Annotated in this window: 15 protein-coding genes and 2 riboswitches; of the genes, 10 read left to right on the plus strand and 5 right to left on the minus strand. The window is 38.1% G+C overall.

The window, feature by feature from the left end; translation table 11 throughout:
• Positions 1–55: 55 nt before the first annotated feature.
• From RT723_RS11270 to fusA, 5 genes are all read right to left on the minus strand, one after another.
• Positions 56–856 (minus strand): crotonase/enoyl-CoA hydratase family protein, encoded by an 801-nt coding sequence (locus RT723_RS11270; RefSeq protein WP_315947197.1) that lies wholly within the window; start codon positions 854–856, stop codon positions 56–58.
• 100 nt (positions 857–956) lie between these two features.
• Complete coding sequence (locus RT723_RS11275) at positions 957–1199, minus strand: PGPGW domain-containing protein (protein ID WP_252731617.1); 243 nt, start codon at positions 1197–1199, stop codon at positions 957–959.
• A 1-nt stretch (position 1200) separates the two neighbouring features.
• Entirely contained in the window at positions 1201–1971 is a 771-nt protein-coding gene (locus RT723_RS11280; protein ID WP_216053917.1) for a DUF4097 family beta strand repeat-containing protein, read from the minus strand.
• A gap of 167 nt (positions 1972–2138) precedes the next feature.
• Positions 2139–2879, minus strand: a complete 741-nt coding sequence (gene rluF, locus RT723_RS11285) for a 23S rRNA pseudouridine(2604) synthase RluF (RefSeq protein WP_315947198.1) — start codon at positions 2877–2879, stop codon at positions 2139–2141.
• Between the two features lie 121 nt (positions 2880–3000).
• Positions 3001–5094 carry an elongation factor G gene (gene fusA / locus RT723_RS11290; RefSeq protein ID WP_315947199.1) on the minus strand — a complete coding sequence of 698 codons (2094 nt, stop codon included), beginning with the start codon at positions 5092–5094 and terminating at the stop codon, positions 3001–3003.
• Between the two features lie 180 nt (positions 5095–5274).
• Here fusA and RT723_RS11295 point away from each other — a divergent pair, with 180 nt between their 5' ends.
• From RT723_RS11295 to RT723_RS11340, 10 genes are all read left to right on the plus strand, one after another.
• On the plus strand, positions 5275–5862 hold the full coding sequence (locus tag RT723_RS11295) for a histidine phosphatase family protein (protein ID WP_315947200.1): 588 nt from the start codon (positions 5275–5277) through the stop codon (positions 5860–5862).
• A 222-nt stretch (positions 5863–6084) separates the two neighbouring features.
• A riboswitch (cobalamin riboswitch) is annotated at positions 6085–6253 on the plus strand.
• 156 nt (positions 6254–6409) lie between these two features.
• Positions 6410–7243, plus strand: coding sequence for an ABC transporter ATP-binding protein (locus RT723_RS11300; protein WP_315947201.1), 834 nt, complete (start codon positions 6410–6412; stop codon positions 7241–7243).
• Entirely contained in the window at positions 7240–8241 is a 1002-nt protein-coding gene (locus tag RT723_RS11305; RefSeq protein ID WP_216053922.1) for a FecCD family ABC transporter permease, read from the plus strand. Before RT723_RS11300 ends, RT723_RS11305 begins: the two co-directional genes overlap by 4 nt.
• A 16-nt stretch (positions 8242–8257) precedes the next feature.
• Positions 8258–9316 (plus strand): nicotinate-nucleotide--dimethylbenzimidazole phosphoribosyltransferase, encoded by a 1059-nt coding sequence (gene cobT / locus RT723_RS11310; protein ID WP_315947202.1) that lies wholly within the window; start codon positions 8258–8260, stop codon positions 9314–9316.
• Complete coding sequence (locus RT723_RS11315; RefSeq protein WP_315947203.1) at positions 9317–10117, plus strand: adenosylcobinamide-GDP ribazoletransferase; 801 nt, start codon at positions 9317–9319, stop codon at positions 10115–10117.
• 28 nt (positions 10118–10145) lie between these two features.
• Positions 10146–10709 carry a bifunctional adenosylcobinamide kinase/adenosylcobinamide-phosphate guanylyltransferase gene (cobU, locus tag RT723_RS11320; RefSeq protein WP_315947204.1) on the plus strand — a complete coding sequence of 188 codons (564 nt, stop codon included), beginning with the start codon at positions 10146–10148 and terminating at the stop codon, positions 10707–10709.
• Positions 10706–12181 carry a cobyric acid synthase gene (locus RT723_RS11325; protein WP_315947205.1) on the plus strand — a complete coding sequence of 492 codons (1476 nt, stop codon included), beginning with the start codon at positions 10706–10708 and terminating at the stop codon, positions 12179–12181. Before cobU ends, RT723_RS11325 begins: the two co-directional genes overlap by 4 nt.
• Positions 12178–12777, plus strand: coding sequence for a cob(I)yrinic acid a,c-diamide adenosyltransferase (gene cobO / locus RT723_RS11330; RefSeq protein ID WP_216053927.1), 600 nt, complete (start codon positions 12178–12180; stop codon positions 12775–12777). Before RT723_RS11325 ends, cobO begins: the two co-directional genes overlap by 4 nt.
• A 31-nt stretch (positions 12778–12808) precedes the next feature.
• Entirely contained in the window at positions 12809–13675 is an 867-nt protein-coding gene (locus RT723_RS11335) for a cobalamin-binding protein (RefSeq protein ID WP_315947206.1), read from the plus strand.
• Positions 13676–13825, plus strand: a riboswitch (cobalamin riboswitch).
• Between the two features lie 58 nt (positions 13826–13883).
• A complete protein-coding gene (locus tag RT723_RS11340) occupies positions 13884–15728 on the plus strand; it encodes a TonB-dependent receptor domain-containing protein (RefSeq protein ID WP_315947207.1) in 1845 nt (614 codons plus the stop codon).
• Positions 15729–15734 lie beyond the last annotated feature (6 nt).

A 15734-nucleotide genomic window follows, 5' to 3' on the forward strand; every position in this document is an offset into this window, starting at 1 on the left:
TGCCTAAAATTTAATGTAATAACGAAATGTAGAACGAGAATTTAAAACTAGGTGATTACCAGTTCCCTCTATTTTTATAAGTCGCGTCTTTACCGAGCGCTTTTTTAGTGGCTATTGATTGGTTTTTCCCAGCTAAAATTTTAACTTGATACCAACTTTCTTTGGCAAATAGAGCTCTTTCAGAACCATTCCAATTATCGTTGAATAATTTTTTTATCGCAGCTAATACATCTGGCGATTTTTCTATGAGGGATAACGCTAACTGATTGGCTCTGTCTAGTGGATCGTCCGTTACTTCAGTTAACAAATTATATTGTAGTGCTTGCTCAGCCGTTAGTACTTCAGCTGTCATGGTGAGCTTCATTGCTTGATCAATAGGCATTAATTTTCTAACTTGAGTATTACCCGCCATATCGGGTATCAATCCCCATTTACTTTCCATGATACTTAATGAGGCGTCTTGATGGGCTATTCTAAAGTCAGCCCCTAATGCTATTTGTAAACCTCCCCAGCAACGGCCATGAATAGCTGCAATAACCGGAATGTTTAGTTTTCGCCATTCATTTGTTACTTTTTGTGCGAGATTTCGGTTGCCAGGTAACCATTTAAATAATAGTTTTATTGCGTTAATTGGCCGGCTCATTACTGATTTAATATCTAAACCACTACAGAAGTCCTCTCCAGCTCCAGATAAGATAACCACGCGAATACGTTTATTATTATCTATCAATGAAATTGTTTTATTAATGGCTTTGAACATATCCAAATTTAGTGCGTTAAGTTTATCAGGCCTGTTTAATGTTACTTGTGCAACGCCATTGTCTTGAATATTGAGCGTAACTAAATTGGTCGTCATAAAAAGATCTTTATTATTATAATAATTAATACAGTTGTTATAACAAATAATAACAGATAAAAAAATGGGAACCTTGTGGTTCCCATTATTCCTGTTCTTTTTAGTAAGAATGTTTTCTTTGACGTATCTTTTTATCTACCCAACGGCTGGTATTCGTCATCATCTTTTGAACCTTCTTAAGCCATACTTTGGCCTGTTCATACTCTAGACTTAATAGATATAGCCCAGGTAGTAAAAATAGCACTGATGGCCCAGGCAATATAATAAATATTAAACCTGCTAGGGTTAGAGCGCCACCTAGGATAGTTAGGAGTATTTTTTTGATCAATAAATAACTATTCATATTATGAACCTATATTCATTTGGCCACTGATGTTAGATACTTTTAAACCACCAGAACCTGATTCAATGATATTTAACCCACCCGCGTTCTCTATGGTGATATCACCAGAGCCGTCATCCACGGTTACTTTCCCACTGGTATTTAATACAGTGAGTTGACCAGAACCATCATCAATATAAATATTGCCAGAGGTGTTTGATATTGTTAAATCACCTGAGCCATCTTCAACGTTAATATTACCATTGATATTTTCTAACGTTATCCAACCAGAACCATCTTGTAATTGAATATCACCATTAATTTTAGAAATTTCTATTGAGCCGGATCCGTCATCTAAGGTTATAGAGTTATTGATACGTGAAATACTAATGTCACCAGAGCCGTCGTCAATATCAAGTGCGAGTGTTTTAGGCACTGTTACTGTTAAATCTATATAAGGAGAGCTGCCAGACCAACTCCCATAGCTTTTTTGCTCAGCCACTAACATTGCTTGGTTTCCTGACTTTTTTAAAGTGAGGGTGTAACGTCTTTCTTCGTCAGTTCTTATTTTTGCTTCTACCATGATGGTGTTAGTGTCACTGCCAATAATATTTAAATATCCAGCCCCAGCGTCAATATTAAGTTGGCTTAATGCTGTCGCATCTAATTCAAGGGTTTCGTTTAAAGTTACGTTAGCGGTGTGATTGTCTCGGTTGCCTCCTACATGGTATACACAACCAGTGATCAGAGTTAAACAGGTGAAAAGTGGGATGAGTTTTAAAGTTTTTTTCATGGTTTACTTCCAAAATACAGGTTTTAATATGCGTTAATAACGATTAATGTAGCGTTATTAATCAAAAATAGAGCCAATATTTAACTATTTGTTTTAAAAGAAAAATATTAAATTGTATGAATTGGCTCTAGTGATAAAAACTAATCTTTGGTCTAATAAACTAAAAATCAGTCGGCCGTCTTTGTTGAGTTTGAAACTGCTCTGTTAATGGTGTCCATTTCTTGTTTACTTAACTCTCGCCATTGACCAACTCTTAAACCTTTTAAATCTACGTTCATAATTCGAGTTCGTTTCAGTTTAACGACGTCATAACCTAGGTATTCGCACATACGTCGAATTTGGCGGTTTAGTCCTTGAGTTAAAATAATATTAAATTGTTTTGCTCCGACTAATTTGACCTTGCATGGTTTAGTGACCGTACCAAGAATAGGTATGCCTCTTTCCATTTTATTTTTGAACCTGTCATTTAGAGGTTTATCTACCGTTACTAAGTATTCTTTTTCGTGGGCATTCTCAGCTCTGAGTATTTTATTAACAATATCACCGTCACTGGTTAAAAATATTAACCCTTCAGAAGGTTTATCTAAGCGGCCGATTGGAAAAATTCGTTGACTGTGATTGATTGCATCCACAATATTACCTCTTACATGTAACTCAGTCGTGCAGGTGATGCCAATAGGTTTATTGTAAGCAATATATACTCTGTCTGATTTATTGTCTGGCATCGCGCTTATAGGCTTACCATTGACTGTGACTTTATCGTTAGGCATAACTTTTGTCCCTAACTCCGGTATAACACCATTGATTTTGACTCTTTGCTGCTCTATTAATTTATCGGCTTCTCGACGAGAGCAATACCCTGACTCACTAATGAATTTATTAAGACGTTTACCTTGTTGTTCAGTCACAAATTTACTCCAAATAATTGCATACGAACTTTAACATAATCTAAGGTTAAGTTTCATATTGAAAATCGTAGGCAATAAAAAACCCACTTAAAAAAGTGGGTTTTTTTGCGTCTAAAAAGGGTTACTTTTTACCGGCTTCTTTTTCAGCTTTAGCTTTCGCAATTACTTCATCAGAAACACTGCCTGGACAAGGCATGTAGTTTTTGAATTCCATAGAGAATTGGCCGCGGCCAGAAGTCATTGTACGTAATGAACCAATGTAACCAAACATTTCTGAAAGAGGAACGTCAGCTTTGATACGTACGCCAGTAGCACCAGCTTCTTGACCAGCGATCATGCCACGACGACGACTAAGGTCACCGATAACATCACCAACGTGATCTTCAGGAGTAAATACGTCAACCGCCATTACAGGCTCAAGAAGTTGAGCACCTGCTTTAGGGATAGATTGACGGAATGCGCCACGTGCTGCTAATTCAAATGCTACAGCAGATGAATCGACTGCGTGGAAACCACCATCGTAAAGTTCGATTTCAACGTCAAGAACAGGGAAGCCAGCTAAAACACCAGTTTCCATCATGCCAGCAAATCCTTTTTCGATTGCAGGGAAGAATTCTTTAGGTACGTTACCACCAACAACTGTTGATGTGAAAGTGAAACCAGAACCAGGTTCACCAGGCTTGATACGGTAATCAATTTTACCGAATTGACCAGAACCACCAGATTGTTTCTTATGTGTATAAGTATCTTCAACAGGCTTAGTGATAGTTTCACGGTAAGCAACTTGAGGCTCACCAACTTCTAATTCAACACCGTAAGTACGTTTTAAGATATCAACTTTGATGTCTAAGTGAAGCTCACCCATACCAGATAGGATTGTTTCACCAGAATCTTGGTCAGTTTCAACACGGAATGTTGGATCTTCTGCAACCATTTTACCGATAGCAATACCCATTTTCTCAGTTGAACCTTTATCTTTAGGCTTAACAGAGATAGAGATTACTGGTTCAGGGAAAACCATTGCTTCTAAGATGATTGGATCTTTAGGATCACATAAAGTGTGACCAGTTTGAACGTTACCTTTCATACCAACGATAGCGATGATGTCGCCCGCTTGTGCTGAAGTAAGTTCTTTACGGTCATCTGCTTGCATCTCAACCATACGGCCAACACGCTCTGTTTTACCAGTAGCCGCATTCATGATCGTATCACCTTTGTTCAGTTTACCTGAGTAGATACGTACGAATGTTAATGCACCAAAACGGTCATCCATTATTTTGAATGCTAATGCTTTGAAAGATTCATCAGCAGAAACGATAGCGTGACGACCAGTAGGCTCACCTTCTTCATCTGTAAGAGGCTGAGGATCAACTTCAGTAGGTGAAGGCAAATAATCAACAACTGCGTCAAGAACGTTTTGAACACCTTTGTTTTTAAATGCAGAACCACAGTAAGTAGGGAAGAAATCCATTGTACGAGTACCTTTACGGATACAACGTTTGATGTCTTCTAAAGATGGCTCTTCGCCTTCCATGTATGCTTCCATTAGGTCATCGTCTTGCTCAACAGCAGTTTCGATTAGCATTTCACGGTATTCTTCTACTTTATCAACCATGTCCGCAGGAACATCAGTGATTTCGTAGTTTTCAGGAAGACCTGTGTCATCCCAAATGTATGCTTTACGTGTTAATAGATCAACAACACCAGAAAACTCGTCTTCTATACCAATTGGTAGAACCATAACTAGAGGGTTAGCACCTAGTACATCTTGAGTTTGCTTAACTACACGGTAAAAATCAGCACCCATACGGTCTAATTTATTTACGAAAATGATACGTGCTACTTCTGAGTCATTTGCATAACGCCAGTTAGTTTCTGATTGAGGTTCAACACCACCAGAACCACAGAATACACCGATACCACCGTCTAATACTTTAAGAGAACGATATACTTCAACTGTGAAGTCAACGTGTCCAGGAGTATCGATTACGTTAAAGCGGTGATCTTTCCAGAAACAACTAACAGCAGCAGATTGGATTGTAATTCCGCGCTCAGCTTCCTGTTCCATGAAGTCAGTTGTTGACTCACCGTCGTGCACTTCACCAGTCTTGTGGATTTGACCAGTTAATTTCAAAATACGCTCTGTCGTAGTGGTTTTACCCGCATCAACGTGAGCGAAAATACCTATATTTCTATACTTCGATAAGTCAGCCATTGTCTTACTCTATCTTCTTAATAATAAGTTGGTTAAAAAAAGCCGACGGATTCTATCATTAATTGATTAATCAGCACACCTTTTAATAAAAAATATTGAAGTTTAATATAAGTAACTAAATTTATTATAAATGTGGTATCTATTTTATGGGTATTTTCGTTTTGTATAGGCTTGATTAGATTGAAAACCATAAATATAACACTTGTTAGGCACGGTGAACCTGAACAACTAGGTCTATTGTTAGGGCACACAGATTTGAACTTGTCTAAATTGGGGGAGCAACAATTAATCAATCGATTTAATAACTTGAAGTTTGAGCGTTTGATTTCTTCACCATTAAAACGATGTTTGGTGATGGCGGAGTACATTGCAACTAAGCGTAAAATGACGGTCGATGTTGAAGTGAATATCAAAGAAATGAATTTTGGTGATTGGGACGGCCTTGGTTATGACTCACTTTGGCAACAAACACCTTCTCTTGGCGATTTTTGGCAAAACCCAATCGACATAACACCACCGAATGGAGAGTCATTCTTAGCATTTCAAACCAGAGTAAATAAGTGGTGGCAAAGTTTAATTCATCAAGCTTCGGGTGATATCGTTGTACTCACACATGCAGGGGTGATTAAACAGGTAATTTCAAACTTACTTAATGAAATGCATTATGCTGAATTATCTAATAAAATTAAAATCGATTACGCAGGGATCATAAACATTGAAGTTAAACAAGATGACCAAGGTAATGTTTGGCCGATGTTGAAGTTTTAATTAAGTGTTAATCGCCAATTGTACTTTCTTTTATCTTGTTATTTATTCATGCATACGGATAATGGTCGCTTAAGTTTTTGCATTGAATTTCCATTGACGACTTGCAATTTAAGTATGTTAAATAGGTATTTCAATCCTTAGAGAATTAAACTTTATTTAGGCGTGTTTAACGCTTAAATATAACGATACTAAAGTTTAAGTATTTATAACTTAATATCGTTATGGGAATGTGGTGGCCTTTAGTTTTAATAAATGAAAGGGATTCCACAACTGTACCCGCAACTGTAAACAGAGCAGCATTTTATACCACTGATTTTAATGATCTGTATTTTAATTAATATAGAACAAGATTGGGAAGGGAAATGCCGAGACGCTGTAAGTCAGGATACCAAAGTTTAATCTAAACAAGTTCCATGTTTTAAAATGAAACAATCACCAAAACGAGCGGGCATACTCGAAATGGGCTTATCTATCATCTCCAAGTCATACTTGTTGGTGGTGTTTGCTTACGTGTTCCGCAAAAATGTGTAAACGTAGCGAGTTATTAGTGTCAACAACAAACAAAATAAATCATCCCCTATTATCTGTCAGTAACTTAAGCTGGTATGCAGGTAATTCTCAGATTTTGTCTGACATTAGTTTTCAAGTTCCCGTTGGTAGCTTTACCGGTATGTTAGGGCCTAATGGTGCAGGTAAATCCAGTTTATTACGCTGCTTATACCGATACATCTCACCTGCAAACGGCCAAATTAAATTTAATAACCAAGATATTAGGTCACTGTCAAATCAAGAATTTGCTCGTAACGTTGCCGTAGTTTTGCAACATACCCCGCAACAATTTAATTTGTCTGTCTTTGATGTGGTGGCTTTAGGTCTTATTCCACATAAAACTATGTTTAGTAATAACAGTAAAGACGATCTCGCATTGATCAAAACAGCGATAGAACAAGTTGGTTTAAGCGATAAGACCCAAGTTGACTTTGAAACCTTATCCGGTGGTGAAAAACAAAGAGTCATGATTGCACGGGCTATTGTACAACGACCACAACTTTTATTGATGGATGAGCCAACCAGTCACTTAGATGTGAAATATCAAATACAGATCATGGAATTAGCTAAGTCGTTAGGCATTACCATTATCGCTTCGTTTCATGACATAAATTTAGCTAGTGCACTTTGTGATCAATTACTAGTCTTAAAAAAAGGCAGCTTACAAGCAGTGGGGCAACCAAAAGAGGTTATCACTGAAGTTATGTTGTCTAACGTTTTTGATGTTTGTACTAAAGTGAGTCAACATCCTCAACATCATGCGCCCCATGTGACTTATTTTTATGGTTACAACAGCAGTGACCGTGCAGCTAACCAAGGAGATGATAAGTGAGGTCATTTACTTTAATAGCTGTCGTTTTATTGGCGTTGGTCGTTAGTTTTATTTCTGCATTAGCAATCGGTGCTGCCGATTTATCTTTTTATCAAGTCTTATTGAGCATTATTGGCATGAATGAACATTCAGGGCAGTTCGCTCATAGTATTGTTTGGCAACTAAGAATGCCCCGCAGTATTTTAGCGTTTATTGCGGGTAGTGGTTTAGCCATGGCTGGACTTATTTTACAAACTATCACCCGAAATCCATTGGCTGATCCATATTTATTTGGCATTTCATCAGGTGCTTCATTTGGTGTGGTCGTGGCAATGACCATGGCAGGAATAGGGTTAGGCTTTTATTTATCTTTTGCTGCCTTTGTTGGCAGTTTACTCGCCATTGGTTTGTTACTACTTATATCTGGTTTTAGTCGACAACAGCAAGTTGAGTCTATGTTGTTAGCTGGCGTTGCTTTGTCGTTTTTGTTCAGTTCTTTTACCAGTTTAATGTTGTATTGGAGTGACCCTCAAGCGGTAACGGCTATTTTGTTTTGGACGTTGGGGAGTTTTTCTCGAGCACAGTGGGATTTATTGTGGTTCCCTTGCCTAGTGGTATTAAGCTGTTTAGCTTTTATGTTTGCCAAACAAAGGCAGTTAAATGCCATATTATTAGGAGATGAGGGGGCAGTAACGTTAGGCGTAAATGTAAATAAGTTACGTGTCATTATGTTGTTACTCAGCTCTTTGTTAACCGCAAGTATTGTCGCTTTATGTGGTGGTATTGGTTTTGTCGGGTTAATGATCCCGCACATAGTTCGCTTCTTTATAGGGCAAGGCAGTCGTAAGAGTCTTGTCGTTACTGCCTTAGTTGGTGGTATTTTTATGCTTTGGGTGGATATAGCCTCACGTGTGATCTTAGATAATCAAGAATTACCAATCGGTATTATTACTGCTGCTGTAGGTAGTTTGTTCTTTTTAACTTTGCTTTACGTTCGAAAGCAAAAGTCAGTAATTTAACCCTAAGGTTTTAAATATGTTTAATGTTCAACCGTTGTCGAAACAATTCGAGTCAGAGTTTTGGTCAGAGATAAATAACAAAACTAAGCCTTTGGGGGCATTAGGCCAATTAGAAACCTTAGCAATTCAAGTATTAAATATTCAAAGTGAAATTCACGGTAAGTTAATTAAACCTGTACAAATAAATTATCCTCATTTGCTTGTTTTTGCAGGAGATCATGGCATAGCAGATTATGGCGTATCTATCGCGCCAAGTGCAGTCACTGGTCAAATGGTTAATAACTTTGCAGCCAATGGCGCCGCTATAAATGTATTTAGTAAACAACTCGGTTGGCAATTAGATGTTATTGATACTGGAATTCTACAGCCAATTAATAGCATCTCGATACGTCGACAAAGACTGGGTTGCGGTACCAAACCATTTCATATCGAGCCTGCTATGTCCCACACCATAATGGAACAAGGTTTTGTTTTTGCAAAAGCGTTAGTGCATGAAAAATTTAATGAAGGCTGTGATTTAATCGCGTTTGGAGAAATGGGGATAGGTAATACTAGTTCTGCATCCGCCATTATGAGTGCCATTATGGAGCTTCCAGCAGTTGAAAGTGTAGGGAGTGGTACGGGAATTGACCAAGCAACATTATTGAAGAAACAACAACTTATTCAACAAGCACTCGACCATCATCGTATACCAAAAGAAAATGTGTTGGACATTTTAGCTACCTACGGTGGATTTGAAATTGTACAAATTTGTGGTGCTATGTTGGCCGCGGCAGAACGCAAAATTCCTATTGTAGTTGATGGTTTTATTTGTACCGCGGCGGCTATGATTGCCAAGTTAATTGATCCTAATGTACAAGATTATTTCATTTTTGCGCATAGTTCAGGAGAACAAGGGCACGACAAAATGTTGCAATGGTTTGATGCTAAACCGTTATTAAACTTAGACATGAGACTTGGCGAAGGGACAGGGGCGGCTTTGTGTTTACCATTAATTCAATCTGCATTAGCTTTTTATAATGAGATGGCAAGTTTTGAGCAAGCTAATGTCGTCAATGTAGTGAGTGACATATAAATGTTCAATGTGGTTATACACCAATTTTTCCTATTTAAACTTGCCATTGTATTTTTAACTCGACTGCCTGTTTCTATCAAACGTGAAGTGAATGACGCTACGTTGAATTTAGCTACTGGTTATTTTGGTTTGGTTGGCTTTTTCATTGCAACGTTAAACGCGTCCGTTCTATTTTTAAGTATGTTAGTGCTTCCTATCTCTATAGCTGTTTTATTAAGTATGGCATTTGGGTTAATGTTAACCGGTGCCTTTCATGAAGATGGCTTAGCTGATACCGCTGATGGGTTTGGTGGCGGTTGGTTACCGGAGCAAAAGTTAACAATAATGAAAGATAGTCGGTTAGGTACTTATGGTGCATCGGCTCTATGTATTTCGTTGCTTATCAAGTTTCAGGCTCTATTATTGTTAGCGGAACATAACACTTATTATGTAATTTTTTCGTTGTTATTGGCCCATACGTTAAGCCGAGTATTAGCCGTTTCCATCATACCTTCGTTAAAATATGTGCAATTGGAAGGAGAAACTAAAACCAAACCTGTGGCTACATCATTATCAAGTTCAAGTGTCGCTCCATTATTGTTAAGTCTTGTTTTAGTCATTTATCTAGTGATGCAATTTTTAGATATAAACCTGACTCAATGGTTGGGATTATCCGTCATTATTTGGTTGGTACGTTTCTTCTTTATCAAATTTACTGACAAACAAATTGGTGGTTATACCGGTGATGTATTAGGGGCGGCTCAGCAAGTATTTGAGCTAGCAATCTACATTTTTATGTTAACGCTTATAGGAAGTTGCTAAATGAAATTGGGCAAGTGGATTTAGTAATATGAATAAAACATATATTCAGTTGATATTAGGAGGTGCGCGTTCTGGCAAAAGCAGATTAGCGGAATCCTTAGTAGCTGAATTAGCAAAGCAGACAGGGTTAACCGTTCACTATATTGCTACCGCAGAAACCAAAGATAGTGAAATGCGTGCTCGTATTAAGCAACACCAATTAAGCCGTCCAAGTGATTGGCTGCTAACTGAAACTCCGCTTTTATTAGCTGAAACATTAGATCAAATGATAGCGCCCAATACCTGTGTGCTGGTGGATTGTTTAACGTTATGGTTAAGTAATTGGTTATGTTCAAGTTATGAATTAGAGCAATGGACACAGCAAAAACAACGATTTTTAGCGGTATTGCACAGAGCCAGTGAAATTAACTGCCATGTTATCTTGGTGAGTAACGAAGTGGGACATGGCATAGTCCCGCTTGGTGAATTGTCTCGTGTATTTGTTGATGAGTCGGGGTGGTTACATCAGGACATCGCGAACATAGCGCACAAAGTAGAGTTTGTGATGGCAGGTTTACCGTTAACGTTAAAAAATATCGAGCATACACCATGAACGTATTAATGGTGCAAGGCACTACATCGGATGCAGGCAAAAGCACATTAGTGGCTGGGTTATGTCGAGTCTTTTCAGACTTACAATATAATGTCGCGCCTTTTAAACCACAGAATATGGCGTTAAATAGTGCGGTTACCGAAGACGGTGGTGAAATAGGTCGAGCTCAAGCACTGCAAGCAGTTGCGGCTAGACAACCATGTAGAATAGATTTTAATCCAATATTATTAAAACCAAATTCAGACACGGGTGTGCAAGTGATCGTGCACGGTAAAGCCCTCTCTAATATGGAAGCTGACAGCTATCATGACTATAAAAAAGTGGCTATGGAGGCAGTATTAACCTCACATCACAGGCTAGCCTCCGAGTTTGATTTATTAATGGTTGAAGGTGCAGGCAGCCCAGCTGAAATAAATTTACGAGAAAATGATATTGCTAATATGGGGTACGCCGAAGCGGTTGATTGCCCAGTGATCATCATTGCCGATATTGATAAAGGTGGCGTGTTCGCGCACTTAGTCGGTACCTTAGCGTTATTGTCAGAATCAGAGCAACAAAGGGTTAAAGGCTTTGTAATTAATCGCTTTCGTGGTGATATTGCATTATTACAATCCGGTTTGGACTGGTTGGAACAACGCACCAAAGTTCCAGTATTAGGCGTTTTGCCTTATTTACATGAGTTAGCGTTAGATGCGGAAGATGCAGTCAGTATCGCTAATGTTAAACATCAAGTACAACTCATTATTGTCGTTATCATCTTACCTCACATTAGTAATCACACTGACTTTGATGCACTGCGTTTACATCCCAATATCGACTTACAATATGTAAAAATATTTGATGATTTACCTGCCTGCGATCTGGTTATTTTACCTGGCAGTAAAAATGTGATTGGTGACTTAACTTATTTAAAACAGCAGCAATGGCCTAATAAAATTAACAGACACTTACGTTATGGTGGCAAGTTATTGGGTGTATGTGGCGGGTTTCAAATGTTGGGTACATCAATCCAAGATCCACTCGGAATAGAATCTTCTCAAGGGGGAATCGAGGGATTAGGACTGGCTGATTTCACTACAGAATTAAACGCTAATAAAAAATTGGAGCAAATCCAAGGCCACGCTTGTTTTACCTTCCAATCTACAATTTTTAATGGGTATGAAATACATTGTGGCGAAAGTTCAGGCAAGGCACTTGAGCAGCCTGCTTTTAAAATCAATAAAAGCGGTGTGATACAAAACGACGGTTTTGTCTCTTCAGATAATCAAATCATCGGCACCTACATACATGGTTTATTTGATAGTGACGCTATGAGCAAAGCTATTTTTGATTGGATAGACCCTAATAATAGTATCGACCAAGGTTTTAATTTAAATGAACACAGAGAGTTTCAATTAAATAACTTGGCCAAGACCTTAACCACACATTTAGATATTGAAAAAATTAAACAAATTGCAGGAATTACAATATGACGACAGATAAAGAACAGAAACACGTTGAACGACAAAAGAAACTTAAAGCAAGCGTTGATGAGCGAATTGCCGCAGCGCAAACAGAGCAAGGTGTATTTCAGGTTATTACAGGCAATGGCAAAGGTAAATCAACCTCTGGGTTTGGTACTGTAGCACGTTGTGTCGGACATGGAATGAGTGCTGCAGTGGTGCAGTTTATTAAAGGTGGATGGGAGTGCGGAGAACGTAATTTATTACAACAAGTTGGCGTGCCATTTACCTATATGGAAACGGGATTTACATGGGAAACGCAAAACCGTGAATCTGACACAAAAGCGGCGCAAGAAACATGGCAAGTGGCTAAACAATATCTTGCAGATGAATCTATCGACTTAGTCTTATTGGACGAACTGACTTACATGGTGACCTATGACTATGTTGAATTAGAAGATGTATTAACGGCTTTGAAAAATCGACCTAAAATGCAATCAGTGATCATCACAGGTCGTGCGGCACATCGTGAGTTAACTGAATTAGCAGACACCGTTAGCGAAGTGAGAAATGTAAAACATGCCTTTGATGCAGGTGTAAAAGCACAAAAAGGGTTTGATTATTAATACTTTTACTTCCCAAAGATTGAGTTTAGTTATGTTTAAACGTTTAACTTTTTTACTATTAGTCGGTTTTGTTACGCAAGCTTATACCGCTGAATTTTCAGTTAAAGCCAAAACAGTTCCTGCCCAACGTATTATCGCACTTGCACCACACATTGTTGAGTCGTTATTTGATATTGGAGCTGGTGGACAAATAGTCGCAACCGTTGATTATGCTGATTATCCAAAACAAGCGTTAGACATACCCAGAGTCGGTGGTTATTACGGGCTACAAATAGAAAAAATACTGCAACTTAATCCCGACTTAGTTCTTGTTTGGCGCAATGGCAATAAAGCTGAAGATATAGCGAAGTTAGAAAACTTAGGTTTAACGTTAGCCTTCAGCGACCCAGATAATATTGACGGTGTCGCCTCTGAATTAAGATTGTTTGGGGCGTTAACAGGGCATGAGCAACAAGCTGAGAAATTAGCTTTAGAATATACTCAAGAATTGTCTCGACTTCGTCAAACCTACCAACATCAAACACCGATATCTGTGTTCTATCAACTCTGGTCAGAACCATTAATGTCGGTAAATAAAAATACATGGATACATCAACTCATACAAACCTGTGGCGCGACCAATGTATTTGCTGATAACAGTACGGATTACCCGCAATTAAGCATGGAAAATATCATCGTAGCAAAACCGCAATTGATTATTATGCCGCAAGAAAATTCAGAGAAGCCTCAACCGGTAATTGATTGGCAACAGTGGAGTATGATCCCAGCCGTAAAGCACAACCAATTTATGAAGGTAGACGCGGATTTAATCCATCGTTTTAGCCGCCGAATGTTAACCGGTTTAGAAGACATGTGTCAGAAAATAGAAAGATCTAGGCAAACGTTAGTTCGCCAATAAGTCGATGGTATAAGAGCAACTTATATCATCATAATGGAAAAAATTAATCAGGGGAAGTCGTTTAGATTACGGCACTGCCCCCGCAACGGTGTTTTAAGTATAAGTTTATGCTTATTAAGTCCGGATACCTGGTTAATTTTAATATTCAATGACATCTAAGGGATGTGATTGACAATGTTACGCGGAGGGCGTAACAGGAAGAGGTATTATGAACGTTAACAATAAAAAAACTTATGTTTCACGCGCTATTCAATCAGCGCTATTAACTTGCATGTCAACAGCAGCAATTGCTGAAGGTGAATTAGAAACCATCACGGTCACAGCTAATCGTAGTGAGCAAGCGATGGTATCATCACTCTCATCACAATATGTGATAACTCGTACGGATATTGAAAAAATTCAACCTCATTCCATTTTGGATTTATTAAAAAATGTAGCTGGATTTGATTTTACTCAACAAGGTGGTATTGGCCAGCAATCTTCGGTATTTGTTCGAGGTGCTAACTCAAATCATACATTAGTATTATTAGACGGTATTCGTTTAAGTTCTGCCACATTAGGCACAACTGAATTACAAACCATTTCACCAGAACAAATTGAAAGAATTGAAATTGTAAAAGGCCCAAGAGCGGCAATTTGGGGTTCTGACGCCATCGGTGGTGTTATTCAAATATTTACTCGTAAATCAACTAATACAACTATTAGTTTAAAAACCGGATCTGACGGTTATCAACAAGCGGCAATTAGTGCGTCATTAACTCATGGTGATGGTCGTTCAACATTAACCATTAACAAAGAAAAGTCTGATGGGTTTGATGTTTTAGCTTCTGCTGAAGAAGATGACGATGGATATGATTATCTATCGATTGCATTAAAGGGCCAACAGTCATTATCTAAACAACTAGCTGTCGATTGGTTAGTACAAACTAACCAAAATGACTCAGAGTATGACAATGCTTATGGTGGCAATAATGAAGCTGAAACAGACAACTATGCTTGGTTAGCCCGTGTTAGTTATGAAACAAAACTGAGTGGAATGAATAACTTCACAACGGTTTCTTTAGGTGAAAACAAAGACTCTAGCCGTAACTTTAAACTGGGTTCTGATCCTATGTTTGATAGTTTATTTGAAACGAACCGAGATCAGTTTAGTGTTGTTAATCACTCGGCACTTAATTCTGGCGTTAGTGTGACGGTGGGAGTGGATTACAATATTGAGAAAATTGACAGCTCTACGGCGTTTGTTAATGAAGAAAGAAATGTGTTAGGTGTATTTGCACAAACAAGTCTTGAACAAGATTCATATGACTTAGAAGCGGCAATTCGTTTTGATGAAGTAGAAGACTTAGACTCTGAAACCAGTTTTAATTTAAGTACAGGCAAAGAATTAACCGATACGTTAAGACTAGTTGCCAGTTACGGTACTGGATTTAAAACGCCAACGTTTAATGATTTATATTACCCGTCTGGTGTTTACTCTTCTGGTAATGCAGATCTTAAAGCAGAAACATCTGATTCTGCAGAGCTCATTTTGCAATTCCAACAAGATAAATTAACAGCAAGTGTCAGTGTGTATAAAACCAATGTTGAAAATTTGATCCAATGGCAAGCAGATGCAAATTTTGTGTATAAACCACAAAACATTGCCAAGGTAAATATTCAAGGTATAGAAGCAGAAGCACAATATATTGCTGAATATGGAACGCATAACGTAAATTTCAGCATAAATGAAAGTGTTGATGACACGACAGATAAACAATTAATCCGTCGTTCAAAAGAACATTTTAATTACAGCTTTAGCACCACGGTTGGTGATGCTGATGTATATGTTGAATACCAATATAAAGGTAAATCATACGATGAAGACTTTGTGCTCGGGCGTTTAACGTTACCGAGTTATAGCTTGTTAAATTTAGCGGTTAGCTACCCTATTACTGATAATCTTTCAGTCAATGGCCGTATAAGTAATGGGTTAGATGAAGAATACCAATCAGCGTATAACTACAATACCGCCGGTCAAAAGTGGTATTTTGGTTTAACTTATAGTTTGTAAGTCATG

Origin of the sequence: Psychrosphaera aquimarina (genome assembly GCF_032461525.1) — a bacterium.
Lineage (GTDB): Bacteria > Pseudomonadota > Gammaproteobacteria > Enterobacterales > Alteromonadaceae > Psychrosphaera > Psychrosphaera aquimarina.

What these genes read in the sequence shown, in the direction of transcription:
- RT723_RS11270 (WP_315947197.1), bottom strand. Translation starts at nt 856, where the DNA reads ATGACGACCAATTTAGTTACGCTCAATATTCAAGACAATGGCGTTGCA.
- RT723_RS11275 (WP_252731617.1), bottom strand. Translation starts at nt 1,199, where the DNA reads ATGAATAGTTATTTATTGATCAAAAAAATACTCCTAACTATCCTAGGT.
- RT723_RS11280 (WP_216053917.1), bottom strand. Translation starts at nt 1,971, where the DNA reads ATGAAAAAAACTTTAAAACTCATCCCACTTTTCACCTGTTTAACTCTG.
- fusA (WP_315947199.1), bottom strand. Translation starts at nt 5,094, where the DNA reads ATGGCTGACTTATCGAAGTATAGAAATATAGGTATTTTCGCTCACGTT.
- cobT (WP_315947202.1), top strand. Translation starts at nt 8,258, where the DNA reads ATGTTTAATGTTCAACCGTTGTCGAAACAATTCGAGTCAGAGTTTTGG.
- RT723_RS11315 (WP_315947203.1), top strand. Translation starts at nt 9,317, where the DNA reads ATGTTCAATGTGGTTATACACCAATTTTTCCTATTTAAACTTGCCATT.
- cobU (WP_315947204.1), top strand. Translation starts at nt 10,146, where the DNA reads ATGAATAAAACATATATTCAGTTGATATTAGGAGGTGCGCGTTCTGGC.
- RT723_RS11325 (WP_315947205.1), top strand. Translation starts at nt 10,706, where the DNA reads ATGAACGTATTAATGGTGCAAGGCACTACATCGGATGCAGGCAAAAGC.
- cobO (WP_216053927.1), top strand. Translation starts at nt 12,178, where the DNA reads ATGACGACAGATAAAGAACAGAAACACGTTGAACGACAAAAGAAACTT.
- RT723_RS11335 (WP_315947206.1), top strand. Translation starts at nt 12,809, where the DNA reads ATGTTTAAACGTTTAACTTTTTTACTATTAGTCGGTTTTGTTACGCAA.
- RT723_RS11340 (WP_315947207.1), top strand. Translation starts at nt 13,884, where the DNA reads ATGAACGTTAACAATAAAAAAACTTATGTTTCACGCGCTATTCAATCA.